The organism is Aquimarina sp. (assembly GCF_977115655.1).
The window spans coordinates 217,315-242,001 of the sequence record NZ_CDSBKO010000001.1; the positions used below are offsets into that span (position 1 = coordinate 217,315).

22 protein-coding genes are annotated in these 24,687 nt (G+C 32.0%); 3 read left to right on the forward strand and 19 right to left on the reverse strand.

Annotated elements, in window-relative coordinates; translation table 11 throughout:
- Window positions 1–753: 753 nt before the first annotated feature.
- The 14 genes from ACZIYX_RS00940 to ACZIYX_RS01005 all read right to left on the reverse strand — a co-directional run bounded on the left by ACZIYX_RS00940 (window position 754) and on the right by ACZIYX_RS01005 (window position 17,305).
- The gene (locus ACZIYX_RS00940; RefSeq protein ID WP_462680308.1) at window positions 754–2,478 is read right to left on the reverse strand and encodes an efflux RND transporter periplasmic adaptor subunit; all 1,725 of its coding nucleotides are present in this window, start codon (window positions 2,476–2,478) and stop codon (window positions 754–756) included.
- A 1-nt stretch (window position 2,479) separates the two neighbouring features.
- Window positions 2,480–3,184, reverse strand: coding sequence for a hypothetical protein (locus ACZIYX_RS00945; protein WP_462680309.1), 705 nt, complete (start codon window positions 3,182–3,184; stop codon window positions 2,480–2,482).
- A 5-nt stretch (window positions 3,185–3,189) separates the two neighbouring features.
- Window positions 3,190–3,924 carry a heavy-metal-associated domain-containing protein gene (locus ACZIYX_RS00950; protein WP_462680310.1) on the reverse strand — a complete coding sequence of 245 codons (735 nt, stop codon included), beginning with the start codon at window positions 3,922–3,924 and terminating at the stop codon, window positions 3,190–3,192.
- Window positions 3,925–4,086: 162 nt separating this feature from the next.
- Window positions 4,087–4,647: a helix-turn-helix domain-containing protein gene (locus ACZIYX_RS00955; RefSeq protein ID WP_462680311.1), complete on the reverse strand. Its 561-nt coding sequence runs from the start codon at window positions 4,645–4,647 to the stop codon at window positions 4,087–4,089.
- Window positions 4,644–5,192, reverse strand: coding sequence for a DUF3347 domain-containing protein (locus ACZIYX_RS00960; protein WP_462680312.1), 549 nt, complete (start codon window positions 5,190–5,192; stop codon window positions 4,644–4,646). Before ACZIYX_RS00960 ends, ACZIYX_RS00955 begins: the two co-directional genes overlap by 4 nt.
- Window positions 5,193–5,218: 26 nt before the next feature.
- Window positions 5,219–6,682, reverse strand: a complete 1,464-nt coding sequence (locus ACZIYX_RS00965; RefSeq protein WP_462680313.1) for a TolC family protein — start codon at window positions 6,680–6,682, stop codon at window positions 5,219–5,221.
- Complete coding sequence (locus tag ACZIYX_RS00970; protein WP_462680314.1) at window positions 6,679–7,023, reverse strand: four helix bundle protein; 345 nt, start codon at window positions 7,021–7,023, stop codon at window positions 6,679–6,681. The genes ACZIYX_RS00965 and ACZIYX_RS00970 overlap by 4 nt, the downstream gene beginning before the upstream one ends.
- A gap of 32 nt (window positions 7,024–7,055) precedes the next feature.
- On the reverse strand, window positions 7,056–10,853 hold the full coding sequence (locus ACZIYX_RS00975) for an efflux RND transporter permease subunit (RefSeq protein WP_462680315.1): 3,798 nt from the start codon (window positions 10,851–10,853) through the stop codon (window positions 7,056–7,058).
- Between the two features lie 104 nt (window positions 10,854–10,957).
- Window positions 10,958–11,371 (reverse strand): HYC_CC_PP family protein, encoded by a 414-nt coding sequence (locus ACZIYX_RS00980; protein WP_462680316.1) that lies wholly within the window; start codon window positions 11,369–11,371, stop codon window positions 10,958–10,960.
- Between the two features lie 208 nt (window positions 11,372–11,579).
- Window positions 11,580–12,413, reverse strand: a complete 834-nt coding sequence (locus tag ACZIYX_RS00985; RefSeq protein ID WP_462680317.1) for a DUF4249 family protein — start codon at window positions 12,411–12,413, stop codon at window positions 11,580–11,582.
- A 4-nt stretch (window positions 12,414–12,417) separates the two neighbouring features.
- On the reverse strand, window positions 12,418–15,063 hold the full coding sequence (locus ACZIYX_RS00990; RefSeq protein ID WP_462680318.1) for a carboxypeptidase-like regulatory domain-containing protein: 2,646 nt from the start codon (window positions 15,061–15,063) through the stop codon (window positions 12,418–12,420).
- A gap of 153 nt (window positions 15,064–15,216) precedes the next feature.
- Window positions 15,217–16,194, reverse strand: coding sequence for a FecR family protein (locus tag ACZIYX_RS00995; protein ID WP_462680319.1), 978 nt, complete (start codon window positions 16,192–16,194; stop codon window positions 15,217–15,219).
- Window positions 16,195–16,247: 53 nt separating this feature from the next.
- Window positions 16,248–16,748: an RNA polymerase sigma factor gene (locus tag ACZIYX_RS01000; RefSeq protein WP_462680320.1), complete on the reverse strand. Its 501-nt coding sequence runs from the start codon at window positions 16,746–16,748 to the stop codon at window positions 16,248–16,250.
- A 206-nt stretch (window positions 16,749–16,954) separates the two neighbouring features.
- Window positions 16,955–17,305 carry a hypothetical protein gene (locus ACZIYX_RS01005; RefSeq protein WP_462680321.1) on the reverse strand — a complete coding sequence of 117 codons (351 nt, stop codon included), beginning with the start codon at window positions 17,303–17,305 and terminating at the stop codon, window positions 16,955–16,957.
- Window positions 17,306–17,418: 113 nt separating this feature from the next.
- Here ACZIYX_RS01005 and ACZIYX_RS01010 point away from each other — a divergent pair, with 113 nt between their 5' ends.
- Window positions 17,419–17,628: a hypothetical protein gene (locus ACZIYX_RS01010; RefSeq protein WP_462680322.1), complete on the forward strand. Its 210-nt coding sequence runs from the start codon at window positions 17,419–17,421 to the stop codon at window positions 17,626–17,628.
- A gap of 82 nt (window positions 17,629–17,710) precedes the next feature.
- Here ACZIYX_RS01010 and ACZIYX_RS01015 read toward each other — a convergent pair whose 3' ends face one another.
- Entirely contained in the window at window positions 17,711–18,427 is a 717-nt protein-coding gene (locus ACZIYX_RS01015) for a LytR/AlgR family response regulator transcription factor (protein ID WP_462680323.1), read from the reverse strand.
- Window positions 18,428–18,637, reverse strand: coding sequence for a hypothetical protein (locus ACZIYX_RS01020; protein ID WP_462680324.1), 210 nt, complete (start codon window positions 18,635–18,637; stop codon window positions 18,428–18,430). It abuts the gene before it with no gap.
- Between the two features lie 41 nt (window positions 18,638–18,678).
- Here ACZIYX_RS01020 and ACZIYX_RS01025 point away from each other — a divergent pair, with 41 nt between their 5' ends.
- Window positions 18,679–18,834, forward strand: a complete 156-nt coding sequence (locus tag ACZIYX_RS01025; protein WP_462680325.1) for a hypothetical protein — start codon at window positions 18,679–18,681, stop codon at window positions 18,832–18,834.
- On the forward strand, window positions 18,797–19,663 hold the full coding sequence (locus tag ACZIYX_RS01030) for a hypothetical protein (protein WP_462680326.1): 867 nt from the start codon (window positions 18,797–18,799) through the stop codon (window positions 19,661–19,663). Before ACZIYX_RS01025 ends, ACZIYX_RS01030 begins: the two co-directional genes overlap by 38 nt.
- Before the next feature lie 117 nt (window positions 19,664–19,780).
- Here ACZIYX_RS01030 and ACZIYX_RS01035 read toward each other — a convergent pair whose 3' ends face one another.
- The 3 genes from ACZIYX_RS01035 to ACZIYX_RS01045 all read right to left on the reverse strand — a co-directional run bounded on the left by ACZIYX_RS01035 (window position 19,781) and on the right by ACZIYX_RS01045 (window position 24,515).
- Window positions 19,781–23,023 (reverse strand): M14 family zinc carboxypeptidase, encoded by a 3,243-nt coding sequence (locus ACZIYX_RS01035; RefSeq protein ID WP_462680327.1) that lies wholly within the window; start codon window positions 23,021–23,023, stop codon window positions 19,781–19,783.
- Between the two features lie 224 nt (window positions 23,024–23,247).
- The gene (locus tag ACZIYX_RS01040) at window positions 23,248–23,643 is read right to left on the reverse strand and encodes a cupin domain-containing protein (RefSeq protein ID WP_462680328.1); all 396 of its coding nucleotides are present in this window, start codon (window positions 23,641–23,643) and stop codon (window positions 23,248–23,250) included.
- 26 nt (window positions 23,644–23,669) lie between these two features.
- Window positions 23,670–24,515 carry a sterol desaturase family protein gene (locus ACZIYX_RS01045; RefSeq protein WP_462680329.1) on the reverse strand — a complete coding sequence of 282 codons (846 nt, stop codon included), beginning with the start codon at window positions 24,513–24,515 and terminating at the stop codon, window positions 23,670–23,672.
- Window positions 24,516–24,687 lie beyond the last annotated feature (172 nt).

Genomic DNA, 24,687 nt, shown 5'->3' on the forward strand with positions numbered 1-24,687 from the left:
ACAAGAAGAGACACACTTTAATAAACAATACTCTTTTACTTGATGCAAATGGCTATTTATGTACTGTACGCGGTCATTTCAAATTGTTTGTTAATCCAATTATGTATAATGGTGTACTTTAACAAATACTACCTAGTATTGCTAATGGATTCCGTTCTGCAACGGAATGACAAGAAGAGACGCACTTTAATAAACAATACTCTTTTGCTTAATGCAAATGCCTATTTATGTACTGTACGCGGTCATTTCAAATTGTTTGTTAATCCAATTATGTATAATGGTGTACTTTAACAAATACTACCTAGTATTACTAATGGATTCCGTTCTGCAACGGAATGACAAGAAGAGACGCACTTTAATAAACAATACTCTTTTGCTTGATGTAAATGTTTATTTGTGTACTGTACGCGGTCATTTCAAATTGTTTGTTAATCCAATTATGTATAATGGTGTACTTTTACAAATACTACCTAGTATTACTAATGGATTCCGTTCTGCAACGGAATGACAAGAAGAGACACACTTTAATAAACAATACTCTTTTACTTGATGCAAATGGCTATTTATGTACTGTACGCGGTCATTTCAAATTGTTTGTTAATCCAATTATGTATAATGGTGTACTTTAACAAATACTACCTAGTATTGCTAATGGATTCCGTTCTGCAACGGAATGACAAGAAGAGACACACTTTAATAAACAATACTCTTTTGCTTGATGTAAGTGCTTATTTGTGTACTCTACTACCCTTTCTAATTAATTGTATCGATTACACTACCGCAGGTTAGCATAGCATCGCCAAAATATGGGTTACGTATTTCTTTTTCGGTACTTATCCAAACTGCACCTTTATTGGTATTTGCCATTGGGCATTTTTGTATATAAAAAGTTGTTTCTAAACTATTAAAACCAGTGATTAGTTGTACCATATTTTCATTAAAAGTCACAAAGTGAGCTCTTTGATCTTCTAATTTTTTGCTTTTTGTTATGTTCTCTAATATACTCAGGGTTTTTGTAAAATGATCTTTTTCTAAATTGCCCAGATCGGGGGCTTTAATATTTTTAAGTATTTCAAACATTTTTTTTGCAAAAACAGTAACCTGATTGCTATCGGATTGCACAAGGGCATCTTTCATTTTTAAATACGGTACAAGTGCTGGCAAAAATTCTTGTTGAAAAGATTTGGATACTGCTATATCTGCATGATTTTCATGCCCTTTCACTATGTTCCCTCCTTTTTTGTTCATCATTGATTTTTTACCTTGCAGTTGCGCCGCAGCATCTATGGTAAAAACCCCGTTGGTTACTATTTCGTCACCATTATTAAGTCCTTCTAATATGGTATATGTATCTCCTGTAGTATTTTCCAACGCTACTTCTCTCATTTCAAAAACAGGGCTGTTAGCATCGGTTTTAACATATACAACAGATCGTTTACCTGTCCACAATACTGCACTAGACGGGACTATGATTTTTTTTGTTGCTGTTGCTGTTGCTGCTGTTCCGGTAACTTTGCCTGCTACAAACATTCCTGGTTTAAATATCTGATCTTGATTATTAAGAACGGCTCTTATAGTAGCGGTTCTGGAGTTTGTATTTAGAACAGGGTCAATAAATGAAATCGTGGTTTCGATTTGTATATTAGGATAAGCATTGGCAGAAATGGTAATTTTTTGCCCTTTTTTTAATCGGGATATTTGGTTTTCGTATCCATCAAATTCTGCCCACACTGTGGTAAGGTTGCTTATTTTTAATATAGGTTGTCCTTGTTTTATATAATCTCCTTCTGCACTCATAACCTCGGCAACGGTCCCAGAAACTGTAGCGTATACAGGAAAATTTTCCTGAACTTTGCCAGAAGATGCTATTGCATTTATTTGTTTTTCAGATAGTTTCCATAATTTTAATTTATTTCGAACAGCTCTGTATAATTGTGGTTGTGATTCTTTTAAAGAAGAAGCTGTAATTAACTCTTGTTGTGCGGCTATAAGATCCGGAGAATATATGGTTGCTAATTTTTGTCCTTTTTTTACTTCTTGTCCTTTATAATTGATACTTAATTTTTCTATTCTACCATTAAAATAACTTGCTTGTATTGCATTTTTTTCTTCGTTTTCGTTAATTTTTCCAGAAAGTGTAATTATATTTTGGCTATCGCTTTGGTTCTCCCCTACTATTGTTGTTTGTATGTTTGCCAAAGCCATGGCATTCTCTGTCATTTTAAACTGATCTGCCGCCAGACCTTCTGCACTAGCTTCTGCCGGGATCAAATCCATACCACAAATAGGGCAATCTCCTGGTTCTTCCTGCATAATTTGAGGATGCATAGAGCAGGTCCACATTACCTTAGCAATTTCTTCTTCCGGATGGTTTTGTTTTTCTTGTTGTACAGAAGCATTATTGGTTCCGAAAATAAAATATCCTGCTAACAGCCCTATAATAAGGGCTATTCCTATATAAATACCATTTTTATTCATCTTATTTTCTTTTCTTAATTTTTCTAAGGGTTGGAGAGGATACAAACCATAATGTAAATCCACTTAAAACAGTTATTAACCCTAATAGAGAAAATAACCTTAGAATTGTTGTATTAAAATTGTCTCTTTCTTCATAATCCATGGTGTGTGTCATCCATAAAAAATCAAACCATCGCCAGGATCGGTGCCGCACTCGTTGAAAACCTCCGTCTGTTATAGATATATATGCTTTTACAGCATCTGGATGTGTGTAGGATACTACATAGGCTGGTAATGGTCTGCCTCTGTATTCATGATGCTTGCCAACTTTACTTATTTTTTCTATGCTTTTTACTTCTAGTTCAGACAGCATATTTTTTTCTGCTATTTTTAAAGCTTCAGCCTTTGTGATCTCATTTTTTGGTTTCCCTGTTTTGGCATCAAAAAGCTGTTCTTTATTTACCCAATAATACGGATTACCTGCTATTTCCCGAAGCTGTAAGGATTGTATGGGAGCATCAAAATCTAACAATGCCGGGCTTATTAGATCTTTAGTAGATATGGTAGATACATCTTCTTTTTTAAATTGGTCTCCATGAATCTCATCAATATCTGTCCAACTAAAATACAAGCCACTAATCGTCCACATTAAAAATTGAATCCCTAAAAAAAGCCCTAAATATCGATGTGTTTTTCTTATACGTATTGCTGTTTGTCTTTTTACCATGGTTTTTAAAAAAGTTGTGTTAACATACTAATTGCCATAATAATCATTATGGTGTTTTCTATAAAGGTAGCCTGCGTCATAGGTAACTTAAGTGCTGTACCCAGACAGGCACATTGTATTGATTTTTTATCCATTAATGTTTTTGTAACACCAATAGTGGTGATCCCAAGAATAATTATAGTAGCAATAAGTGCCGTAATTATCTGAAACCTCATTAAAAAGAGCAAACCTAAAGCTATTTCTAAAAAAGGATATATCCAACCGTATAAAGGGATTGTCTTTGCTAAAGGGTCATACATTCTAAACGAATCGGGAAATCCTTTAAGGTCTAAAATCTTAAAAAAGCTGAATACTATATAAAACAACCCCATAAAGTCTAACATTGCATTGTTTATATTCCAATCTTTATAATTTAATAAAACACTGGTAATTGTTATATATCCAAATATGATAAATAATGGTTGTAATTCTTGTATTTTAGTTTTTTGTGGTGCTATAGATTCCTTATCTAAAACAGTTGTAGTATCAAAAATGTTTTTCTTTTCTGAAATTACATATTTATCTGGTAAGGCTTGCTGCAATTGTGATACAGAAACTGGAGATTGCATATCCAAAGATGCCTCTGCTTTTTCTAAATCCACCGATACATTTGTAACTCCTTCTATAGTGCTTAATTTTTTTTCGACACTATCTTTACAGCCGTTGCATGTCATTCCTGATATTATATATGTCTGTCTCATAATTTTATATTTTTAACCCACATTGTGGAATTTAATTCTCCGAGGTCTATATCGAAAATAAAATATATTTTCGGAAGTATACCTCTTGAGCTTGCTCCGAGATTATGGATTACAAAACTAGAGTATTCCTTACATTTTTGTTTTTACAATATTGGTTTGTATTTATATAATTTTGTCCAGAGATTGTCGATCCCATAATCGTATTTTTTTATAGTCACTCATAGACATTCCTGTAATGGATTTAAATTGTTTTGCTAAATGACTTCCACTTTTATAATCTAAGGAATAGGCAATATCCGAAAAACTTAAATTCCCCATTTGTACCAGTTCTTTTGCTTTTTCTATTTTAAGAAGAATATAATATTTCTCGATAGTAATATCCTGGCTGTTACTAAATAACTTACTTATAGTGGAGTATTCTTTATTTATATGTTTGGAAATAGAATCGGATAAATTTTTATTGGATTTACTATTCTTAGACAATTCATTTATTAAATAGGATTTTACTTGCTCTATAATAATAGTAGACTCGCTATTTATAATTTCGAAACCATTACGGGTAACGATTTCTTGTAGTACTTTATAATTTATGGTTTGTGTTTCATCAAAAACAATTTCACCTAGCTTTACTGTTTTAACAGGAATTTCAGCATGCTGAAATTCCTGTTGCAATACGTTTTTGCATCTATCACAGACCATATTTTTTATAAAAATACTTTTCACTTTTTTATGGTTTCTGTAACCGATCCACATTTTAACATGCGATCTCCAAAATATGGGTTTCTGATTTCTTTTTCTGTAGATAACCAATATGCTCCTTTGTTATCAAATGCCATAGGACAGTGTTGTTTGTATATTTCGCCAGTGGTCATGGTTTCTTTTACTATGGTTTCTATTAATAAAGTTACTGTAGAAAAAGCTTTTCGTTGATCTTCAATATCATCTGTATTAATTATTATTTCTGTAGCTTTTTTAAGAGCAATACTTGGTAATACTTTAATTAATTCTTCTGCTGCTTTTTTTGCTTTTTTAGAATCGCTTTCTACCAAAGCGGTTTTAATATCTATATAATGTTTAAAGGCTTCGGTTGCTTTAGGGTTTCTAAACTCAGCTGTTATTGCACTATTTTTATTGGTATCAGATTCTTCTTTTTGGGGTATCTCTGATGTATTTTTTTCTTCAACTTTGTTATTGTTTTCTTTACATGAAATTGCTGTCATGGTAAAAAATACTACTAACATTTTTAAATGTATTCTAAAATTTCTCATTGTTTTTGTGTTTAATTTTTGGTGTTTTAATTTGTTAAATAATTTTGTATTGCAGCTTGTGTATAAAATAGCTGTATACTCTCTATTTGTTGGGTTTCAAATTTAAGTTGTAATTCCTGAATATCTAAAATATCATTAAAATTAATCGTTCCTGTTTCATAGTTTTTCATTAAAATTTGTTCGGCATTTTTAGTTTGTATTAAATTTTCTTCCTGGGTTTTAAATTGAATCTTAGCTATATGCATAGTTGATATCGCTTTTGCTAAAAGTACTTTTAATTGATTTTCTTTTTCTTTTTTTTCTGCTTCAATTTCTTGTTGGCGCAGCTTATTTTGGCGCGTTTTAGAAGTATATTGTTTATTAAAAATGGGTATAGAAACAGATACCATTGGCATGATTATATCTTTGCCATTATCTCTCATTACCATATCTGATCTTTGAGAAACTGGAACATAATCTAATCCAAACCCTATTTGTGGCGCTCTTTCTTTTTGATTAAGTAGTTCTGATTGTTGTATACTTTTATATAGTTTGTCATATTTAAGTAATTCTGGATTAAGGGACAGGCCTTCTTCATTCCAACTCAAATCTGTTATTGACAAATCCATTTTTGTTGGCAGCACTATATCTATATTAGATTTTCGGTTTAAAAAACTATTAAATACAGCTAGTTCTGAAAGGTATTCTTGTTCTAAAATTTCCTTTTTTTGTTTCAATTCATTTTGCCGTATTTGTAATCTTAATACATCTACTGCAGAGGCTTTTCCTACTTCAATAGATGTTAATGCCAATTTTTCATAGGTTTGTAAAAGTTTTATCGTATTGTCTACTACTTTTTGTTTTTTGTGCAACGAAAACAATTGGTAAAAAGAGGTAGAAACCGAAAGGGCTAATTTTCGCTTAAGAATAGTAATATCTACATATTCTGTTTCTGCAATACTTGTTACATAATTTTTTCTTGCGGTAATGGTTCCAAACCAAGGTAACATTTGTTGCACAGAAAACCTTGCTCGTTGTGCTCCTGTTCGTGTTTCGGGTTCACTTACAAAATAACCTGCACTAAACTGGGTATTGGGTATGGTGCTTACTTCATTGGTTTTTTCATTAGCAATAGCATATCGTAATTCAAAAGCTTGTATTTTAGGGTTGTTTTGTTCTGCCTCTTTAATATAGGATTCTAATTGTTGGGCATAAGAGAGATGAAAAAAGAATAATAGAAAAATGAAGGTTAATGCTTTTTTGTAGTGAAAAGATATAAGTGAAAAGATATAAGCGGAAAATGAAAAATTAAAAGTGGATAATGGCGAATGAATAATTAATAATAAAGGTTTTATAGTTAAAAATGAAACACGAATAGTAAAAAGAGAAGAGTTAAAAATACTTTTTAAATAAAAGGTGCTTTTTAGTTTATTTATAATAAATGAGAGAATAGAAATTGTAATTTGTACTGTTTCTTTTAGTTTTTCTGTTCTATTTATATCTCGTTTCATATTACAAATCTTGATTTTGTAGTTTTGATTGAACTTACCAGTATTGCTATTAATTCTTTGCAGTCTGATGCTATTACTATATGATTCTTCAAATCGATATAATCTGTATCCTTTAATAAATCAATCCAATACAGTGTTTCATTAGTCTCTTTTATAGAAATACTCATTTTATTACTTTGCGCAAATTCAGCTTCTCTAATTAAAGCACCTATTGCGGTTCCACTTCGTATTAATTGCTTACTCATTACATATTCTTTTTTCTCTCCAATAAGAGATTGAGAAACTTTAACGATTTGTATAGCAAATGGATAACTTTTAAGTTTTAAAATACTTTCTGCCATAATTTAATTTTTCACTTATAACTTTACACTTTTCACTCTACACTTTTCCTTTTTAACTTAAACTCTTCTCTCCAACTATAAAGTACGGGAACAATAAAATAAGAGGTAATATCTATCACCATTCCTCCAAAAATTGGTATAGCCATAGGTATCATAATATCGCTTCCTTTTCCGGTAGATGTTAGTACTGGCAGGAGCGCTAAAATTGTGGTTACTGTTGTCATTAAACAAGGTCGGATTCTTTTGCCGGCTGCTTCTAGAGCTAAGTGTCTTATTTCCTTTTTGTTGGTTAACTGTTTGTCTTTAAAAGATTGTGTAAGATATGTTGCCATCACCACTCCATCATCTGTAGCTATACCAAATAATGCTATAAAACCTACCCATACGGCTACACTTAGGTTTATGGTTTTCATATTAAACAAATCCCGCATATTCTCGCCAAACAAGGTAATATTGAAGAACCAATCTTGTCCATATAACCAAATCATAATAAATCCCCCTGCAAAGGCTACCGCGATTCCTGTAAATACTATCAGGGACGTAGAAACTGATTTAAACTGAAAATATAAGATCAAGAAAATAATAGCCAGTGCCAATGGCACTACTACAGATAGTGTTTTTTCTGCTCTTAATTGATTTTCATAAGTGCCCGTAAATTGATAACTAATTCCTTTAGGAACGCTTAGTTCTCCTGTATCTATTTTTTGCTGAATTAATTTTTGAGCATTTTCAACTACATTTACCTCGGCAAATCCATCTAGCTTATCAAAAAGTACATAGCCCACTAAAAAGGTATCTTCACTTTTTATGACTTGTGCTCCTTGTTCATATCGAATATCTACTAATTCGCCTAACGGAACGGGACTACCTTTTTCTACAGGGATATAGATTTTTTTTAAGTCCTCTGGACTCCCGCGTAATTCTCTGGGATAGCGTACTCGCACACCATAACGTTCGCGTCCTTCTACCGTTTGTGTAAGTGGCATCCCCCCAACTGCTACCTCTAATATTTCCTGAACATCCATAATCGAAATACCATATCTTGCCAATTGCTCCCTTTTGATATCCATCAACAAATAAGGTTTGCCAACAATACGATCTGCAAAAACGGCTTGTTTTTTAACACCTTCTGCTTGTTTTAATATGGTTTCCAATTGCAGTCCAAAAGCTTCAATTTGCTTTAAATCCTGCCCTTTTACTTTAATTCCCATTGGAGCACGCATCCCGGTTTGTAGCATTACCAGTCTGGTTTCGATAGGTTGCAGTTTTGGTGCCGATGTAACTCCAGGAAGTTTAGTTACTTTTACAATTTCATTCCAGATGTCTTCAGGGTTTTTTATTTCTGGCCGCCAGTTTCTGTAGTATTCTCCATTTTTATCTTCAATTAATTGTTCCCTGCGAATCTTAAACGGGTCTCTTATTTTTGAAACTTCATAATTCTTATTTTTTGAAAAAGTATTACTATTTGGATTATTAGTAAGTTTTCCATCTGTATTCACAAAAAGCCCGTCTTCATTTACTTTATAACGTTGTTTTTTACCTTTAGCATTGTGCATATATTCAGGTTTATACTGAATCATGTTTTCGTACATCGATAGTGGTGCCGGATCCAATGCGGATTCTGTTCTTCCTGATTTTCCTACTACAGTTTCAATTTCAGGAATAGTTGCCACTGCCATATCTAATTGTTGCAGCACTCGCTTATTTTCTTGAACGCCAGCATGAGGGAGCGATGTAGGCATTAAGAGAAATGAACCTTCATTAAGAGATGGCATAAATTCTTTTCCTGTGTTTTTGTAGATGATACCTCCGCAAATAAGCACAGTTAACGGAATTAATATAAACAACAGTTTATTTGCCAGCGCCCATTGTAAAATACGTTCATAAAATCTTCTGAAAATGGTGAACATTCCTAAAATCCCGAAGCATATAATCGATACAAAAATAAGATTGATGGCAATACTTCTGTCAAAGCCAAGAGGTCGCCAATATTGGGCAAGTAAAAATATAATGGCTATAGAAGAAATAATGATGTTTATTACGTTTTGATTAACCTTTAATTCTAAAGTGAAAAATGAAAAGTTGAATACTTTGTCCTCTCGTTTTACAAATAAGACCCCCGTAAATCCAAAAGCGATAAGAATAGCTCCTAACCAATATCCATAAAGGATTGCAACAATTCCTGATAGAATTAAAATTACATTCAATATATATTTTGAAAGTGCTTTAACTTGTGTTTTTTTGAATAAGTAGGCTGCAAATGGTGGTATTAAAAATAAAGCAATAACAAGAGAGGCCGAAAGTGCCATAGTTTTTGTAAATGCTAAGGGTCTAAACAACTTACCTTCTGCTCCTATCATTGTAAATACCGGAACAAAACTAATAATAGTTGTTAATACTGCTGTTAGTATTGCACCAGAAACTTCAGCGGTTGCGTTATAGATAATTTCATTAGTCGAATAGGGTTCTCCACTCTGGTTGAGACGTAATTTTTCATCATCGAGATGTCGTATCATGTTTTCGGCAAGGATAACACCTACATCGACCATGGTACCAATAGCAATAGCTATACCCGAAAGCGCAACAATATTTGCATCTACATTAAATAGCTTCATCGCTATAAAAACCATCAATACAGCAACTGGTAATAACCCTGAAATTAAAATAGATGCTCTAAGATTAAATACCATTATGATAATTACCAAAATAGTAATCAGGATTTCTAAGGTAAGAGCTTCATTAAGTGTGCCAAGGGTTTCCTCAATAAGTTCTGTACGGTCATAAAACGGTACTATAGTAAGTTGGGAAGTACGCCCGTCTGCCAATACTTTTGATGGTAATCCTCCTTTAAGTTCTTCTATTTTTGCTTTCACATTGGTTATGACTTCCATAGGGTTTGCACCAAAACGAGCTACAACCACTCCCCCAACGACTTCGGCTCCTTCTTTATCCAGAATGCCTCGTCTGGTAGCAGGCCCCAATGCAACGATAGCGATATCCTTAATACGTAATGAAGTAAAATTTTTGGAAGTGACTACAGCGTTTTCTATATCTGCTATAGATTTTACATACCCTAATCCTCGTACCAAGTATTCTGCCTGATTGATTTCTAACGTCTGTGCTCCAATATCTTGATTACTTTCTTTAACTGCTTTTACAACTTGTCCTAGTGATACGTTATATTGTCGCATTTTTTCAGGATCTACATCTACCTGATATTCTTGTACATATCCCCCAATAGATGCTACTTCTGAGACACCTTTTGACGAGGATAATGCATATTTAACGTAGTAATCCTGTATGCTGCGTAGCTCCTGTAAATCCCATCCTCCTGTAACATTTCCGTCTTTGTCCCTTCCTTCGAGAGTATACCAAAAAATTTGACCTAATGCCGTAGCATCTGGTCCTAATGCCGGAGTTACATTGTTTGGTAAAACTCCGTTTGGTAAAGAGTTTAATTTTTCGAGAATGCGACTTCGACTCCAGTAAAACTCTATATCTTCTTCAAAAATGATATAAATACTAGAAAACCCAAACATCGAAGAGCTTCTAATCGTTTTAACACCAGGTATACCCAAAAGTGCTGTTGTTAAAGGATAGGTTATTTGATCTTCAATATCTTGCGGCGATCTCCCTTGCCATTTTGTAAAAACAACTTGTTGATTTTCGCCAATATCAGGAATAGCGTCTACGGCTACAGGGTTACTTGGTAATATTCCTGTTTTCCAATCAAATGGTGCGTTTACAATACCCCATCCTATAAAAAAAACAAGAATTAAAAACGCTACAAGTTTATTTTCTATAAGAAATTTAATGCTTCTATTTAGCATATTAATATGATTATTAAATATTTTTAAGAAATAAGTGTTCTTAGACTATTCTAACAACAAATTTTACCCAATGATGATCATGGGTTTAAAAATTAAATAATAAATCAAATAAGAAAAGATTCGTTTACTGCATATATATTCCTAACCAAAAACGGAGGAGGATATTCTGCGAAAGAAAAGATATTGTTTTCTAAACCTATAAAAGGGTTTATAAAGGAAAAATAATAAGAAGTTATAAAAATTTGCTGTTGTAAAGTAATTTTGTCTAGTGAAATTTTTAATTCATCCTGACCTTCTATACTGACTTGCTTATCTGTACAACAACTTTTTTTAATTATATCACACGAACTTGAATTAGAAACAGAATTTTCCATTCCACAAGTTTTGGCTTCTTTAAATACTGCTACATCTACTAAAGTATTACCACAATAATGCATATCTAAGGTAAATGACATGGTAGAAAATACTACTACCAACGCCATTATAACAGACCATATTTTGTGAATACAATTTTTCATACGTAAAGCAAATTTACAAAAAATAGATATACTAAGTTTTGTTTAACAGAAGTTTAATTTTTTACTTCAAAAAAATGAGGCTCTAAATAGCGATTCTATCAATATACTTTTTTGTAATAATCTTTAAAATATGTCATCAATCTTTTTTCATAACTTATAAAAAAATAAAACAACGGTAAGATAATATACTTTGATACTTATGCCTAATTTAATTAAAAGATACTTCTTGATAACTAAAGCTAAACACACCAAAAAAACCTAATGCTTTTCTATCTGTTGTTGTATTTCTAATATTCCCTATTAAATTTATAGGGGGTTTTGAAAATATTAAAAAAGGTTCTGTGGTTTCCGGGTTTCCAAAATCTACTTGATTTTCGTATTGTTCATGAGTAGCTGCGTAATACTCATAGGTGTGAAAATTTAAATTTGAAAGACTCACTCCTAAAATATCTCCCCCACTAGTAAAAGTTTCTATAAATGCATTTTCATTTCCATTAAAAAGAATATCATTAGATAATTCGAATACTTCGGAAGTACGATTTCCATTGGTATAAAAGGAAAAGTGAACCTGATAAAAATTGGTTTCATTTTCCGGATCACTAAAAATTACTCTTGGATAGCCATTTACTTTACTTATAGTTTTGATTTGTATAGGTTCTTTTAATGGCTCATGAACAGACTCATAAGTAGTCCCATCGGCAAGTGTAACTACGATCCAATATTTGTTTCCGATAAGACCAATCACTGCATCAGTACTTAAATATACTCCTTCAGACACCTGAAAATCGCTGGTAACAAGTCTAATTGTACCATCAGGGTCCTCGGTGTATAAAAATACAGAAGCATCATTAATGGGATCGAGTGTAGTAGTATTGACCGGAACTGTTTTTTGAATTGTAATTTTTATGTTATCTGTGTTATTGATAAGGTATCCATAGATAAAAACTTGCGGTTCAAACTCTGCTTCTAGCGGTGTTTCTTTAAGGCAACTTACCACAAGCATAAAACAAAGGATTATTATAATTCGATACAACGATTTCATAGTCTTAGAATTTAAAATTGTACGTGATATAGGGTACAGGTGTCCCAATTAGATAAAAATCATAGGATCTTAATCGATTATTTTTAAATATTGAAAAAGAAGAAAAGGCATTTTTACGGGCATACAGATTATAGAGTCCAAAAGACCAACTACCTTCCCACTTTTTGTTAGGCCTTTTTGGAGTGTATGTAAATGAAATATCCATTCTGTGTGTACTAGGTAATCTATATGCATTTCTATCTGAATACGTTAAATACGGATTGTTATCAAAAATCAGTCGTCCTGTAGGTTTTGTTACAGGTCTTCCTGATTGGTATGTAAAAAATAGTCCTACATTCCACTTTAATCCTAATTGGTAATCGGTAGTTATATTAAAAACATGTGGTCGATCATAATTTGATGGGTAATATCTACTATCATTAATATTATCTGAAGGAAAAATACTGGTTGTTTTTCTTTTAGTAACAGCATACGTATAATTAATATTTCCTTTTAGTTTTCCTGTATTTTTGTAAGCTCCAAATTCTGTTCCGTAAGAATATCCTTTTGCAGGTAACAATTGCGTTTCTATATTTTCATTTAATAATAAGTTTGCCCCATTTTTATACTCCACTATATTTTCGAAAGTTTTATAATATGCTTCTGCTGTAAAATTATAGTGTTTGTTGGGAGTATCATACGCATAGCCTGTAGAAATCTGATGTACTTCTAAGGGTTTTATATGTACTCCCGATAGTTTCCATACATCGAAAGGAAAAGCGGCGGTTGTGTTTGATATGTAATGAATGTATTGAAACATCCTGTTGTATCCCAGTTTTAATGCTTTATTATTTTTTAAGTTATATTTTAACGAAACCCGAGGTTCAAAACCGGTAAAGCTCTTAATAAGTTTTCCTTTTTTATACTCCAGAGTATCTATAATGGTAGTTACATTTTGCGGAATCCCAAGGCTGTACACTGCAACTTTGTTATACCCAAAATTGCCAAACCAGGAATATCGTAATCCGGTACTAAATGAAAAATGGTTCCATTTTTTTTCATATTCTATGTATGGTGCAACTTCTACTCCTTTTTCTGTTTCAAGCTTTATAGTATTAATACCAGTATCATCGCTGGTAGCCTTTGCCGGAGTGAAATGATATAGTGTGCTGTTTATTCCAAATCTCATTTTTGTATCAGGATTGAGGTAATAAGTAAAATCCGGTTTTACAATAAAGTTTTCTAAAGAAGATTTCCATTTTATGCTGCTATTGGTATCCAGAGGTCCTCCATCGGTACTTTTTAAATTATAATTGTACTGGCTATATATTCCTGAAATATTCATGAATAACTTGTTAGAGAATATATGATTCCAACGCAATGTAGCTGTAGTATTTTTCCAACTAAAATCTGTTTTACCATCTGGTTCTTTACCTTCCGGGATAACTTCTCCTTCAAAAAATAGTTTCATAACATCTGCTCCAAAATAGCCAGAAAGAAACAAGGTATTGTTTTTATTAATCTTCCAACTAAGTTTAGAACTTACATCATAAAAGAAAACTTTTTGATCTTTTACTTCTCCCCCTATAATCGGAAAAAAGACATCAAAATAAGATCTACGACCGGAAACCAAAAAACTTAGTTTTTCTTTTTTTATTGGCCCTTCTATCGTAAGTCTTGAAAATAAAAGCCCTAATCCACCATCTCCTTTAAAAGCCTTCGTATTTCCGTCTCGTTGTCTAATCTCTAAAACAGAAGATGCTCTTCCTCCAAATCTTGCAGGAATCCCTCCTTTATATAATTTCATTTCCTTAATAGCATCTGTATTAAATCCTGAAAACAAACCAAATACATGAGTCGGATTATAAATTGGTGCTTCATCTAATAGTACTAGGTTTTGATCTATATTACCACCTCTAACATTAATTCCCGAAGCACCTTCTCCAATCGTATTTACACCAGGAAGTGTTAATAAGGCTCTAATGATATCCGGTTCTCCCAAAAAAGCCGGTAATTGTTTAATTTCTGAGTTTTTTAGAGTAGAAACCCCTGATGTAATTGTATTTACCTGGCTTTTATTTTCGGTATTGGTAGTAATCGTTACTTCATCTAATTCATTAGAAGCAGATTCTAATTGAATATCAAGCTTTGCATTCTTGATTAATTCCAGGGTTATCTCTTTTTGAGCATATCCCATATATGAAATTTGGAAACTGTAATTACCTTCAGTAAGTGTGATAGAATAAAAACCATACTCATTGGTAGTGACTCCTTTATTTCCATCTTTTATATATATACTGGCTCCGGGCAAGGTTTCTCCTGTTGCAGCATCTTTAACGGTTCCACTTAGGGTGTATTTGTTATTTTGTTGAGGGTGATTAGAAAGTATTATAAAACTATTCTTTATTAAATACCTGATCGTGGTGGTTTGCAATAACTCATTTAGTGTTTTAGTCAGATCTTTATCTATTACTTCAATAGTAAGTTTTTGTGACACGTTAATTTCATCATTGTTATAAATAAAATTATATGAAGTTTGTTTCTCAATTTGTTTTAATATAACCTCTAATTGGGTATCCTCGAGATTTAATGTGACCTTATCCTGAGAAAAGCCATTGATGGCCATAAGTTGTAAACAACCTAATAGATAAAGAGAAAAAGATAATTTCATTAATAAAATACTTTTTTTGTCAGGCTTTTTTACCTGTAAAGACAGAACGAACTGTTTTATTTTCATAAATTTGAATGTTGTTAATTATTACTGATTTTTACAATTAGAATAGTATTGACACATCGGTGGGAAAATGGCAGTTTTCCCACTTTTTTATTTTATTATCCACTCATTTTTTTTTGTATTATATTCATACTTAAAATCTTTTGAAGCTTTTAATATCTTCAGAATATCATTAATTGATATATCCTGATCAAAGGATCCTGTAAATTTTGAATTAGATATTTGTTCGTTTTCAAAACGTATATTAATGTTATGCTGAATTTTTAAATCATTAGCTATTTCCAAAAAAGGTTTATTGTTGAATTGTATTCTGCCTTCTCTCCAGGCAATGCTACTAACAGCATTACTGGATTTTGAAGTAAGTACGCGCCCATCGTTTTTAAAAACCTTCACTTTGTCATTTGGAAGCATTATGATACTATTTTTAAAATATTCCTTAGAGCTCACTTCAACTTTACCGGTTAACAATACTGTTTCTGTAAATGTATTTTTTGCATACGATTTTACATTAAAACTTGTCCCCAAAGCTTTTACTATAATATGATCTGGCGTCTCTACCGTAAAAGGATGTTCTTTGTCTTTTACTACTTCAAAAAAAGCTTCACCATCTAATAATAGTGTTCTTGGAGATTTTGGACTGTAAGACAGTTTACTTGAAGAATTTAGCCAAACTACAGAGCCATCAGGAAGGTGTATTTGCTCATGGTCACTGTACACAGTCTTAATGATTATAATATCATTTGGTATTATTATTTGATAGGTATATACAGCAGTTGATACTAAAATGGCTACTACAGCTGCATATTTTATGATCTTTTTCCAACTAGATTTTTTCCTTTCTTTATTTTCTATTGTATTAAAAAATCTTTGCTTGGCAGTATTTATTTCTACATCATTATGCTTTGAGGTTTCACCAGTAATATTGTAAATATTCTGTACTTTATTAAATAGATCTTCATTAAAATCATCAGAAATCATCCACTCTTCTACCTTTTTATTTGTAGTTGTGTCTGTACTTTTTGAGATATATCCCCATATATCTACTTCTCTTATTTCATCCTGTTTCATAATAGGGTATTTTACTATAAGACGTTGGCCATATAGTTACACCCTATTAAAAATTATAAATAATCCTGTAACCCTTGCCTAAATGCTATCAAAGCTTTAGAAATATGAAGCTCTACCGTTTTTACAGAAATATTTTTTTGTACAGCAATCTCCTGATAAGTAAACCCTTGGTCTCTTGATAATCTAAATATTTCTATGGTTTTTGGAGGGAGTGAAGCATAAATGCGGTCTATTTTTTGTGACAGCTCCCATTCATTGTTTATGTTTTCTTGTATATCCCGGTTTAGTGAATATAAATTAATATGTTTTTCCCGAGTTTTATGCTTTCTTGTATAATCAATTATCTTGTTCTTTAAAGTAACAATAAGAAATGATTCTATAGAACGATCATTTGATTGAACTTGCTCTATTTTCTCCCAAAGTTTAATAAAAGTTTCTTGTACCAATTCTTGAGAAAGCTCTCTTTCTTTAACAACCTTAAAAGAATAATTGAAGAGTTTTTTGTAATGTTTATCAAATAAAATTGAAAACCTCTTTTTCTTTGATGATCTCATTAATTTAGTATATCAATAGTATGTAAATGATTCAAAAACAAGGTCTACAATATTCTTTTAAAAATATATTTCGAATTTTTAAGTGCTAAATATATAAATAATTATCTTTTAAATTGATTACGGGTATGGAACAAAAAAGGGTATTTAAAAAATTAAATACCCTTTCTCTAGCAAATAGTAGGTAACCCCATGATTTTTGAGATGCCTCAATCCCCTGCCAATAAAACATAAGAGTCACTCACGGGTGATATACTATATTCTTTTACGTTTTTTATGTTTCCCAAATATTTATCAGCTTCTTTAAAAGCTGTTTCCAACGCACTTAGTTTAGAGTTTTTACTAACTACTATGGTTTTTGAAATGACATTGCCATTTTTATATTCAACTGTCATTTTCCATTTTTTGATGGAGTGAACATTTTTCTTTTGTACGGCGTTATCTTCTTCTTTTTTCTTCTCTGTTTTTTCTTTTTTATCAAAAGACACAGGCTCTGTATTTAAAGTAGCCGCGTTACCAAAAAATACGCAAAATACTATCGTTGCAAATAAAAGTTTCATAGTTGATGATTTGAATTTGTATTGTTCGAATATACAAATGTTATTTTAATAATCAAATATTTTTTTAATAAAAATTTATTTTAATAATCAAAATTTATATGTATGTTTGTTTTATGATAAATAAGAATCTAAAAAAGCTTCTTAAAAAAAGTAAAGGAGCAAAAACGGTATACGGTATATCCAAAGCTCTGGGAGTTAGTCCGCAGGCAGGAGATTATGTGGTAAAGCGAAAAGACTTGGTAAAAGATTTTGAAAGGCTACAAAAAATTGCAGACTATATGGGTGTAGAAATAAGAGATATTATTGACCTGAAAGAAAAGTAAGACCCGTTTTTAAGGTCACAAACAGGTATAAATTATCAATGATATAAAAAATTAAGCGTTGGTAAGTCCTTGTTTTGGCAATTTATTGCATCCCTTCTATTTTATCTAAGATTGGTTTCCTGTAAGATTTCCCTATGGGTAAAGTCGTATTGTTGTTCAGTATTAATTGATTTCCTTCTATTAGTTTTAGTTTATTAAAATTGATCACAAATGATTTGTGTATTTGTATAAAGTCTCCTTTAGGAAGTTTTTCAAAAAAATCAGATAATGTATTTGGAGTCAATACCATGGTGTCTGTATATATTTTGATATAGTTACCATACGCTTCAACATATTGGATAGCCTTAAAAGATATTTTAATCAATTTTTTGTCACTCTTTACAAAAACGGAAGGGTTCTCTTCTTCTTTTGCCAAAATGGGGGTATCTTCATTATTTGCCACATATTTTTCTTGCACTTTAATGACTGCTTGTATAAAGCGTTCCAGAGAAAATGGTTTTAAAAGGTAATCTGTTACCGATAATTCAAATCCTTCGATTGCATATTCGGGATATGCTGTTGTAATAATAATACCGGGACGTTTATGCAATGTTTTTAGTAAACTTAACCCTGATAGTTTAGGCATATTTATATCCAAAAAAAGAATATCCACAGATTGTTTTTGGAGTATTTGCAATACTTCAAAAGCATCTTTACAAGAAGCTGACAACTCTAAATTAGGAATTTGCTCTATATAATTTTCTAAAATTTGAAGAGCAATAGGTTCATCATCTGCTATAATATATGTTAAGGTTTCCATTTAAAGTTTTACTATATATTCTTTTTCTTGTTTGTCAATCTCCAGAGTATGTCTGTCTGGATAAATTAATGCTAATCTTTTTTTTGCATTACGTAAACCAATACCACTTTTACCTTTTTCTAAATCTGTATTTTGAGTTTCTAAATTATCTATTGTATTTATACAGGTAAATACTAATTCTCCTTCTTTAATATCTATATTAATAACCACTTTACTATCACCATTCTTAGATGTCCAAAAAATAATAAAACATGAAAAATTTTATAACAATCCTTAAATTAGATTACCAGCAACGTACCCGAAGTTATTCTTTCTTGATTACATTATGTATAGGTTTGGCAGTTGCTTATTCTTTTATTCCCTCTCCAGATGCCAATTACTCTACCATTAGGATATGTATTAGGTAATACATCTACCTCTAAAAATTTTATTTTTAACGGAGCAGATTTTTCTTTGTGGTTTATAGTAAGTCGCTTAGGGTGGATGGGATTAGGGGTATTATTTTTAGGAATTGCATCTATATTTTTTCATAGATTTAACATTAAAGAGCGGCTTCAGAAAAAAAATAAGAAGATTATTTTAGAAACTAATGCTACGAATACTATTGATATTTCTAAACTTCCTAAAGCTTCTTTTTCTTTTAGTATTCTACCTCTTATAAAAACAGAATTCGTTTTACTTGTACGAACTGGTTATTTATGGCTTTGGATATTAAATTTTGCAGGAATACTTGCTTTACTCTTTGCTCCTTTATCTATTGCACATCAAATAGTGCTTCCTGTTTTATGGTTTTTACAAGTAGCCAGATGGTCTACATTAGTAGCAAAAGAAAGAATGCATAACACTCATTTTTTTACTTTTGCATCTTATCAACCTCTTAAAAGGTTATTACTATCTCAAATTATCGCAGGAGTTTTATTAGCTGTTTCACTTTCTGTCCCATTACTTATTCGTTACAGTATGCAACTAGATTTTAAGCATATTACATCTATCTTATTAGGAGGTTTTTTTATTGTTTCATTTGCAGTCTTAACAGGTATTTTAAGCAAAGGAAAAAAACTATTCGAAATCTTATTTTTTATGGTAACCTATGCAAATATTAATGGTATCCCTTTTACAGACTATTATGGCGGTCTGCATGAAAATTTTAATTATTTAATAACCATTTTTCTAACTATAGTAATTGCTCTTATCATTACATACAGTATTAGAGATTTTGAGTTAAAAAGAATTTAATTTTTATACTATGCTGAAGATTTGAATTACTATTAATATAAGCGAAGTCGAGAAAACCAATATTTTTTGTTTCTCGACTTCGACTATATTAAAAGTTAGTATCTTAAATATTTAGAGTTATTTTGTTATAACAAATCTTTTAATTTGTATTTGTTTACCATTATCTACTTCTAACATATACATTCCATTAGGTAAGTGTCCTACACTAATATTATCCTCAGATAATTTATCTTGTAAAACTACTTGTCCTAAATAATTAACAATTTTGAAGTATGTATTACTTTGTTTCTTCGTTTTTACAAATAGTACACCTTTATGAACAGGATTTGGATATAATATTAAATCATTGAAATCTTGGTTCAGAGATAGTTCGTTTATTTTAGATACAGAAACTGCATTGATATTAATAGTATAATCTTCGACCTCACCATAAGTAAATGTATCACATGCTCCTGCTGCGGTATTAAATTTCATAGATACCCGCATTCTGGTAGTACCGGATAATGCTGTACTGGGAACATTAAAATTAAAAGATTGATTGTCGCTGCTATTGGATGCATGGGATACTATTTGTTCTGTAGTTTCAAAAGATCCGTTTTGATTATAATCTATCCAAATGCTCCAATGCTCTTTATATGAAGTATTTGTAAAACCAGCACTTACAACAATCGTATTTGCTCCATATCCAATAGTACCTGTCAAACTGGTAAAATCACCGTAACCTGCATTAGCTGTTGTAGAATTTGTAATACCTCCTAATCCCACATAATCTATATATTCATAAGTTATGTTAGTTCCTTTAGAGACGCAATAGGTTGTGGTTGTGTTCAGGGTTGTTGCACTTACTGTGTTACTTGACCCAGAAATGTTTCCTGCTGCATCTTTAGCTTTTACATAAAAAGAATATGCTGTATTTGGGGTTAAACCGGTGGCAGTATAACTTGTTGATGTTACTGTATTTACTAAATTATTTTCTTGATATATATCATAACCGGATACCCCAATATTATCTGTAGATGCACTCCATGAAAGACCTATGCTCGTTGAAGTTATAGTATTAGTTGTTAGATTAGCAGGTACTGAAGGAGCTTCGGTATCCGGAGCAGAAGACTGTATCTTGATATTGTCTATTGCCATATCACTTCTATAACCTGATCCTGTAGTGCCTTTAAATTGTAATTTGATAGTATTACCTGCATACGGAGTAAGATCTATAGTAGCTTGATTCCAGACGTTCCCCAAGTCTCCGGTCTTTGTCCATAATGAAGTATAATTAGCACCATCGTTGGTACTCACTAATAGTTCTATCGTTCCCATATTTGCTCCATACATGTGATATCCAAAATTTAAAGATATGCCAGAAAGAGATCCCAGATCAATACACGGGCTGTTAAGAAGTGCTGTTTTATTTGGGCTTCCTGGTGGTGTAACATTTGAAGAAGCTTCTGTAAATAAATAAAAAGAGCCATCTTGCCCTGTAGCGGGACCTGTAGAAGCAGAAGGGGTTCCTCCTGAGTCCCTGGTCCAATCGATATCATCTCCCGTTGCATTGGTCCATAATCCCAGGCCTGTTTCAAAACTTTCTGTGTATGGAAAACTATTTACACCTGTACATGCCTGAGGGTCTGTAGTTGTAAAGTTTATTGAATCACTGTAAGGAGAACTTGCCCCACCGGCACAATTACTTCTTACCTGAGCTTCATAAGCTGTAGAAGCAAGTAACCCTGTAATATTAATTGTATTTGTTGCTGAAGATACCGTAGTCCAACTTGTGCTTCCTATAGCACGATATCGTACATCGTAGGTAGCTGCAGAATTAGAGTTCCAGTGTACAGTTGCAGTAGTTGCTTCAACATTAGATGCAACAAGCCCGGAAGGAGCAGCTCCTGCTACTGGTGTAAGTTGTACATTTTTGATTACAGCAGTATAATCTGCTATAGTAACCCCGGTTAAAGTAACAGATTCGTAGCACTCTGCTTCATAAAGAATATTATAAGTGCCTGCCTTAATAGGTCTGTAGTAATCTCCTTCTGGTAATTCTGTTGGGGTCCAAGAATCATAACTTTCTCGCCCAACTACTGTTACTTTGGCTTGTATTGGTTGGTTGGTTACCGCATCGGTTACTACCCCTCGTATACCATAGTTTATCTGCTTTAAAAAAGCTAGTAAAGCTTCTCTGTTATAATTCCAATAATTTACTAATTGATTAGCGGGAGGAGTTTTGGCGTTAGACAACTCTACGGTAACCTCTTTTCCTTTATGATTGTATATTTGATAATCCTGTCTTCCGCCTTGTACTTCATACCACGCATAGCCATTAGTAATTCCGTTATTTTGCGCAGTAAAATATCCCGAAGGGCTATTCGCTTGGCAATGATCTCTGTATTCTTTGGATATATGTACAAAATAATCTTCATCGGGATGCGCTCCTGCATAAGTATCCCAAGGATAATTAATTAATTCTGTTCCTCCATGAAAATTAGCTGATAAGACAAAATGTTTAGAATCTGCAAAGTTCATAAAAGCAATAGTTTCAGTTTGATAAGCATTACCATCTGGATGCGCTCCATCATCAGGATCCGGATAATTTCTGTTTAAATCTACATTATTAGCATTTCCTCTGGTAGCATTGGCAACAGAAGTGTTATTGGGACTGTTTCGAAAAGTACCATCAGGATTTGCCAAAGGATTAATCCATACTTCATTATTATCCAAAAGATTTTTAATTTCGGCATGTTTTGGGTGACTTGTATCTTTATAAGCACTTAGTAAATAGTCTATAAGATTAAGCATCATAGGATACCCGGCTATTTCATCCCCATGCATAGAAGATGTGTACATTACCCTGGGTTCTTGCTCATTAAGACTAACATTATCTGATAATTTTACAAATAACAGGGATTTATCCCCCTCTCCTGTAGCTCCAATATTTTCCAGTTTACATAAAGATGGATTGTTTGTAGCAAAATCATTCATCATCGATACATAATCTGCGTATGTAGGATATGCTGTAAGAGGAAAAGTAACTGCTTTATTAGCCAAATCAGAAGTCATTGTTCTGTACCCTACTATATTGTCTTCTACAGAAAGGGTAAAAGACTTTTCTTTTTGTAAAAAAGAAGTAAACTGAGATGTATTGGCCATTACTTTTACTGTATTAGTTTTTTCATCAAAGTTTACAATGGCAAGTTCCTTTGTGATAACACTTAGTTCTGATCTGTTTTGTACGGTAAAACTAAAGATAACTTCCCCTTTTAATTTCAGGTATTCATTGGCGAGTTCTTTATTGTTTTTTTGAGCAAAAAGAGAAATGCCCATAGTGCATAGCACTAATAGCATTAGCATTGTGTGTTTTTTCATTGGTTTTAAGAGTAATTAAAATTGAGTTAATATTTAGGTTTTAATTATTTTTGTGTTAAATTAAGTTAAAAAACGAAACATAAAGGTACTAATTTTGAAGATAATTTAATATAAATGTTTGAAAAACAGGATTTTTATACTATAAAAATGGTTTTTACCTACTCTTAATACCAGAAATAAGGGCTTAATTAATTTTGTGCATTTGCAGGTATAAAAATAATATCTCATTCTATAAAAACCCTGTCTTTTCCTGTAAACTCCGGGGTTTGAACAGAAATTATTTTCAGAGGTTTTTTGGATAATACGGTCACTTCATGTATGGTTTGTTCCGGAATTATGATCCAATCGCCTTTTTGTACTAAAAATTCATTATTGTTTAACTTAACCCGTGCTTTTCCTTCCAAAACCATAACTTGCTCTGTATGTGTAATATGCTTGTGGGATTTAACGTGTTTTTTTATCCAAATAACAAAAGTTGAAGTATGTAAGTTGGTATAAATTTTTTTTACAAAAATATTATCGTAATCCGGGTCTGGTTCAAGATCTGGGATAGAAATCGTAGTTTGAGACCAAAGTCCTGAATGTGAAACGATAAAGCAAATAATGACAAATACTTTCATACATTTATTTTTGGTTTTATTATATACTAGGAATCTTTAGAATCAACTTTTGTGTTTGCCGGTATACGGTACTTTGTAAAAGGAAGTTTCAATAATCTAAAAATGGTGGTATTAGAATCTATATCCCGATATGTATCTACCCCATATATCAAATCTTTGTTTGATAATTTGGAATAGGTTCTGAAAATTCTATCCCAAACAGAAAAAATATTACCATAATTAGTGTCTGTATATGGCAACATGTGATGATGATGTACCTTATGCATATTGGGAGAGACTATTATCCAGCCAATTATACCATCAACTTGTTTAGGCAGGGATATATTGGCATGGTTAAACTGTGATAAAATTACCGATAATGACTGATATATCATGATTATTCCTACTGGTGCTCCCACGATAAATACCGCTAGTGTTGTAAAAAAAAATCTAATAATACTTTCTCCCGGATGATGCCTGTTTGCGGTTGTGGTATCCACATAGTTATCGGTATGATGAATTAGGTGAAACATCCATAATGGTTTTATTTTATGCTGTATATAATGTGCTAACCACGCCCCTATTAGATCTAATAAAGCAACCCCAAGTATTATAGAGCCCCATAATGGTAGTGATAACCATTGTATAACCCCAAAAGAATTAGCGATGGCCCAATTGCTGGTTTGAAATAAAATGAATGCTAAAACAAAATTAATTATTATGGTGGTTACTGTAAAAAATATATTTGGCCCTGCGTGTTTAAACTTCTTATATTTGAATCGAAATAAAGGAGTTGCATACTCGATGCACCAAAAAAAAGCAATACCTCCTATTAAAATTATACTACGGTGAGAAGAGGGAATTGTTTCGAAATAATATAGTATACTTTCCATTACTACAAAATATCATTATTTTAATAATTAGACAATCATTTTTCATAAATAATTCTTATACAATTTATTTAAAAAAGGATTATGAGCAACTATATGGTTGCGTATTCAAAAAAAAATATTTATATTCGCAACCATATAGTTGCATGTAATGATATCATATTGCTAACAAAAA

What these genes read in the sequence shown, in the direction of transcription:
- ACZIYX_RS01040 (WP_462680328.1), bottom strand. Translation starts at nt 23,643, where the DNA reads ATGAAAGTATTTGTCATTATTTGCTTTATCGTTTCACATTCAGGACTT.
- ACZIYX_RS00975 (WP_462680315.1), bottom strand. Translation starts at nt 10,853, where the DNA reads ATGCTAAATAGAAGCATTAAATTTCTTATAGAAAATAAACTTGTAGCG.
- ACZIYX_RS01045 (WP_462680329.1), bottom strand. Translation starts at nt 24,515, where the DNA reads ATGGAAAGTATACTATATTATTTCGAAACAATTCCCTCTTCTCACCGT.
- ACZIYX_RS01010 (WP_462680322.1), top strand. Translation starts at nt 17,419, where the DNA reads ATGATAAATAAGAATCTAAAAAAGCTTCTTAAAAAAAGTAAAGGAGCA.
- ACZIYX_RS01035 (WP_462680327.1), bottom strand. Translation starts at nt 23,023, where the DNA reads ATGAAAAAACACACAATGCTAATGCTATTAGTGCTATGCACTATGGGC.
- ACZIYX_RS00985 (WP_462680317.1), bottom strand. Translation starts at nt 12,413, where the DNA reads ATGAAATCGTTGTATCGAATTATAATAATCCTTTGTTTTATGCTTGTG.
- ACZIYX_RS01015 (WP_462680323.1), bottom strand. Translation starts at nt 18,427, where the DNA reads ATGGAAACCTTAACATATATTATAGCAGATGATGAACCTATTGCTCTT.
- ACZIYX_RS01030 (WP_462680326.1), top strand. Translation starts at nt 18,797, where the DNA reads ATGCCAATTACTCTACCATTAGGATATGTATTAGGTAATACATCTACC.
- ACZIYX_RS00950 (WP_462680310.1), bottom strand. Translation starts at nt 3,924, where the DNA reads ATGAGACAGACATATATAATATCAGGAATGACATGCAACGGCTGTAAA.
- ACZIYX_RS01025 (WP_462680325.1), top strand. Translation starts at nt 18,679, where the DNA reads ATGAAAAATTTTATAACAATCCTTAAATTAGATTACCAGCAACGTACC.
- ACZIYX_RS00980 (WP_462680316.1), bottom strand. Translation starts at nt 11,371, where the DNA reads ATGAAAAATTGTATTCACAAAATATGGTCTGTTATAATGGCGTTGGTA.
- ACZIYX_RS00990 (WP_462680318.1), bottom strand. Translation starts at nt 15,063, where the DNA reads ATGAAATTATCTTTTTCTCTTTATCTATTAGGTTGTTTACAACTTATG.
- ACZIYX_RS01005 (WP_462680321.1), bottom strand. Translation starts at nt 17,305, where the DNA reads ATGAAACTTTTATTTGCAACGATAGTATTTTGCGTATTTTTTGGTAAC.
- ACZIYX_RS00940 (WP_462680308.1), bottom strand. Translation starts at nt 2,478, where the DNA reads ATGAATAAAAATGGTATTTATATAGGAATAGCCCTTATTATAGGGCTG.
- ACZIYX_RS00965 (WP_462680313.1), bottom strand. Translation starts at nt 6,682, where the DNA reads ATGAAACGAGATATAAATAGAACAGAAAAACTAAAAGAAACAGTACAA.
- ACZIYX_RS00995 (WP_462680319.1), bottom strand. Translation starts at nt 16,194, where the DNA reads ATGAAACAGGATGAAATAAGAGAAGTAGATATATGGGGATATATCTCA.
- ACZIYX_RS01000 (WP_462680320.1), bottom strand. Translation starts at nt 16,748, where the DNA reads ATGAGATCATCAAAGAAAAAGAGGTTTTCAATTTTATTTGATAAACAT.
- ACZIYX_RS00960 (WP_462680312.1), bottom strand. Translation starts at nt 5,192, where the DNA reads ATGAGAAATTTTAGAATACATTTAAAAATGTTAGTAGTATTTTTTACC.
- ACZIYX_RS00970 (WP_462680314.1), bottom strand. Translation starts at nt 7,023, where the DNA reads ATGGCAGAAAGTATTTTAAAACTTAAAAGTTATCCATTTGCTATACAA.
- ACZIYX_RS00945 (WP_462680309.1), bottom strand. Translation starts at nt 3,184, where the DNA reads ATGGTAAAAAGACAAACAGCAATACGTATAAGAAAAACACATCGATAT.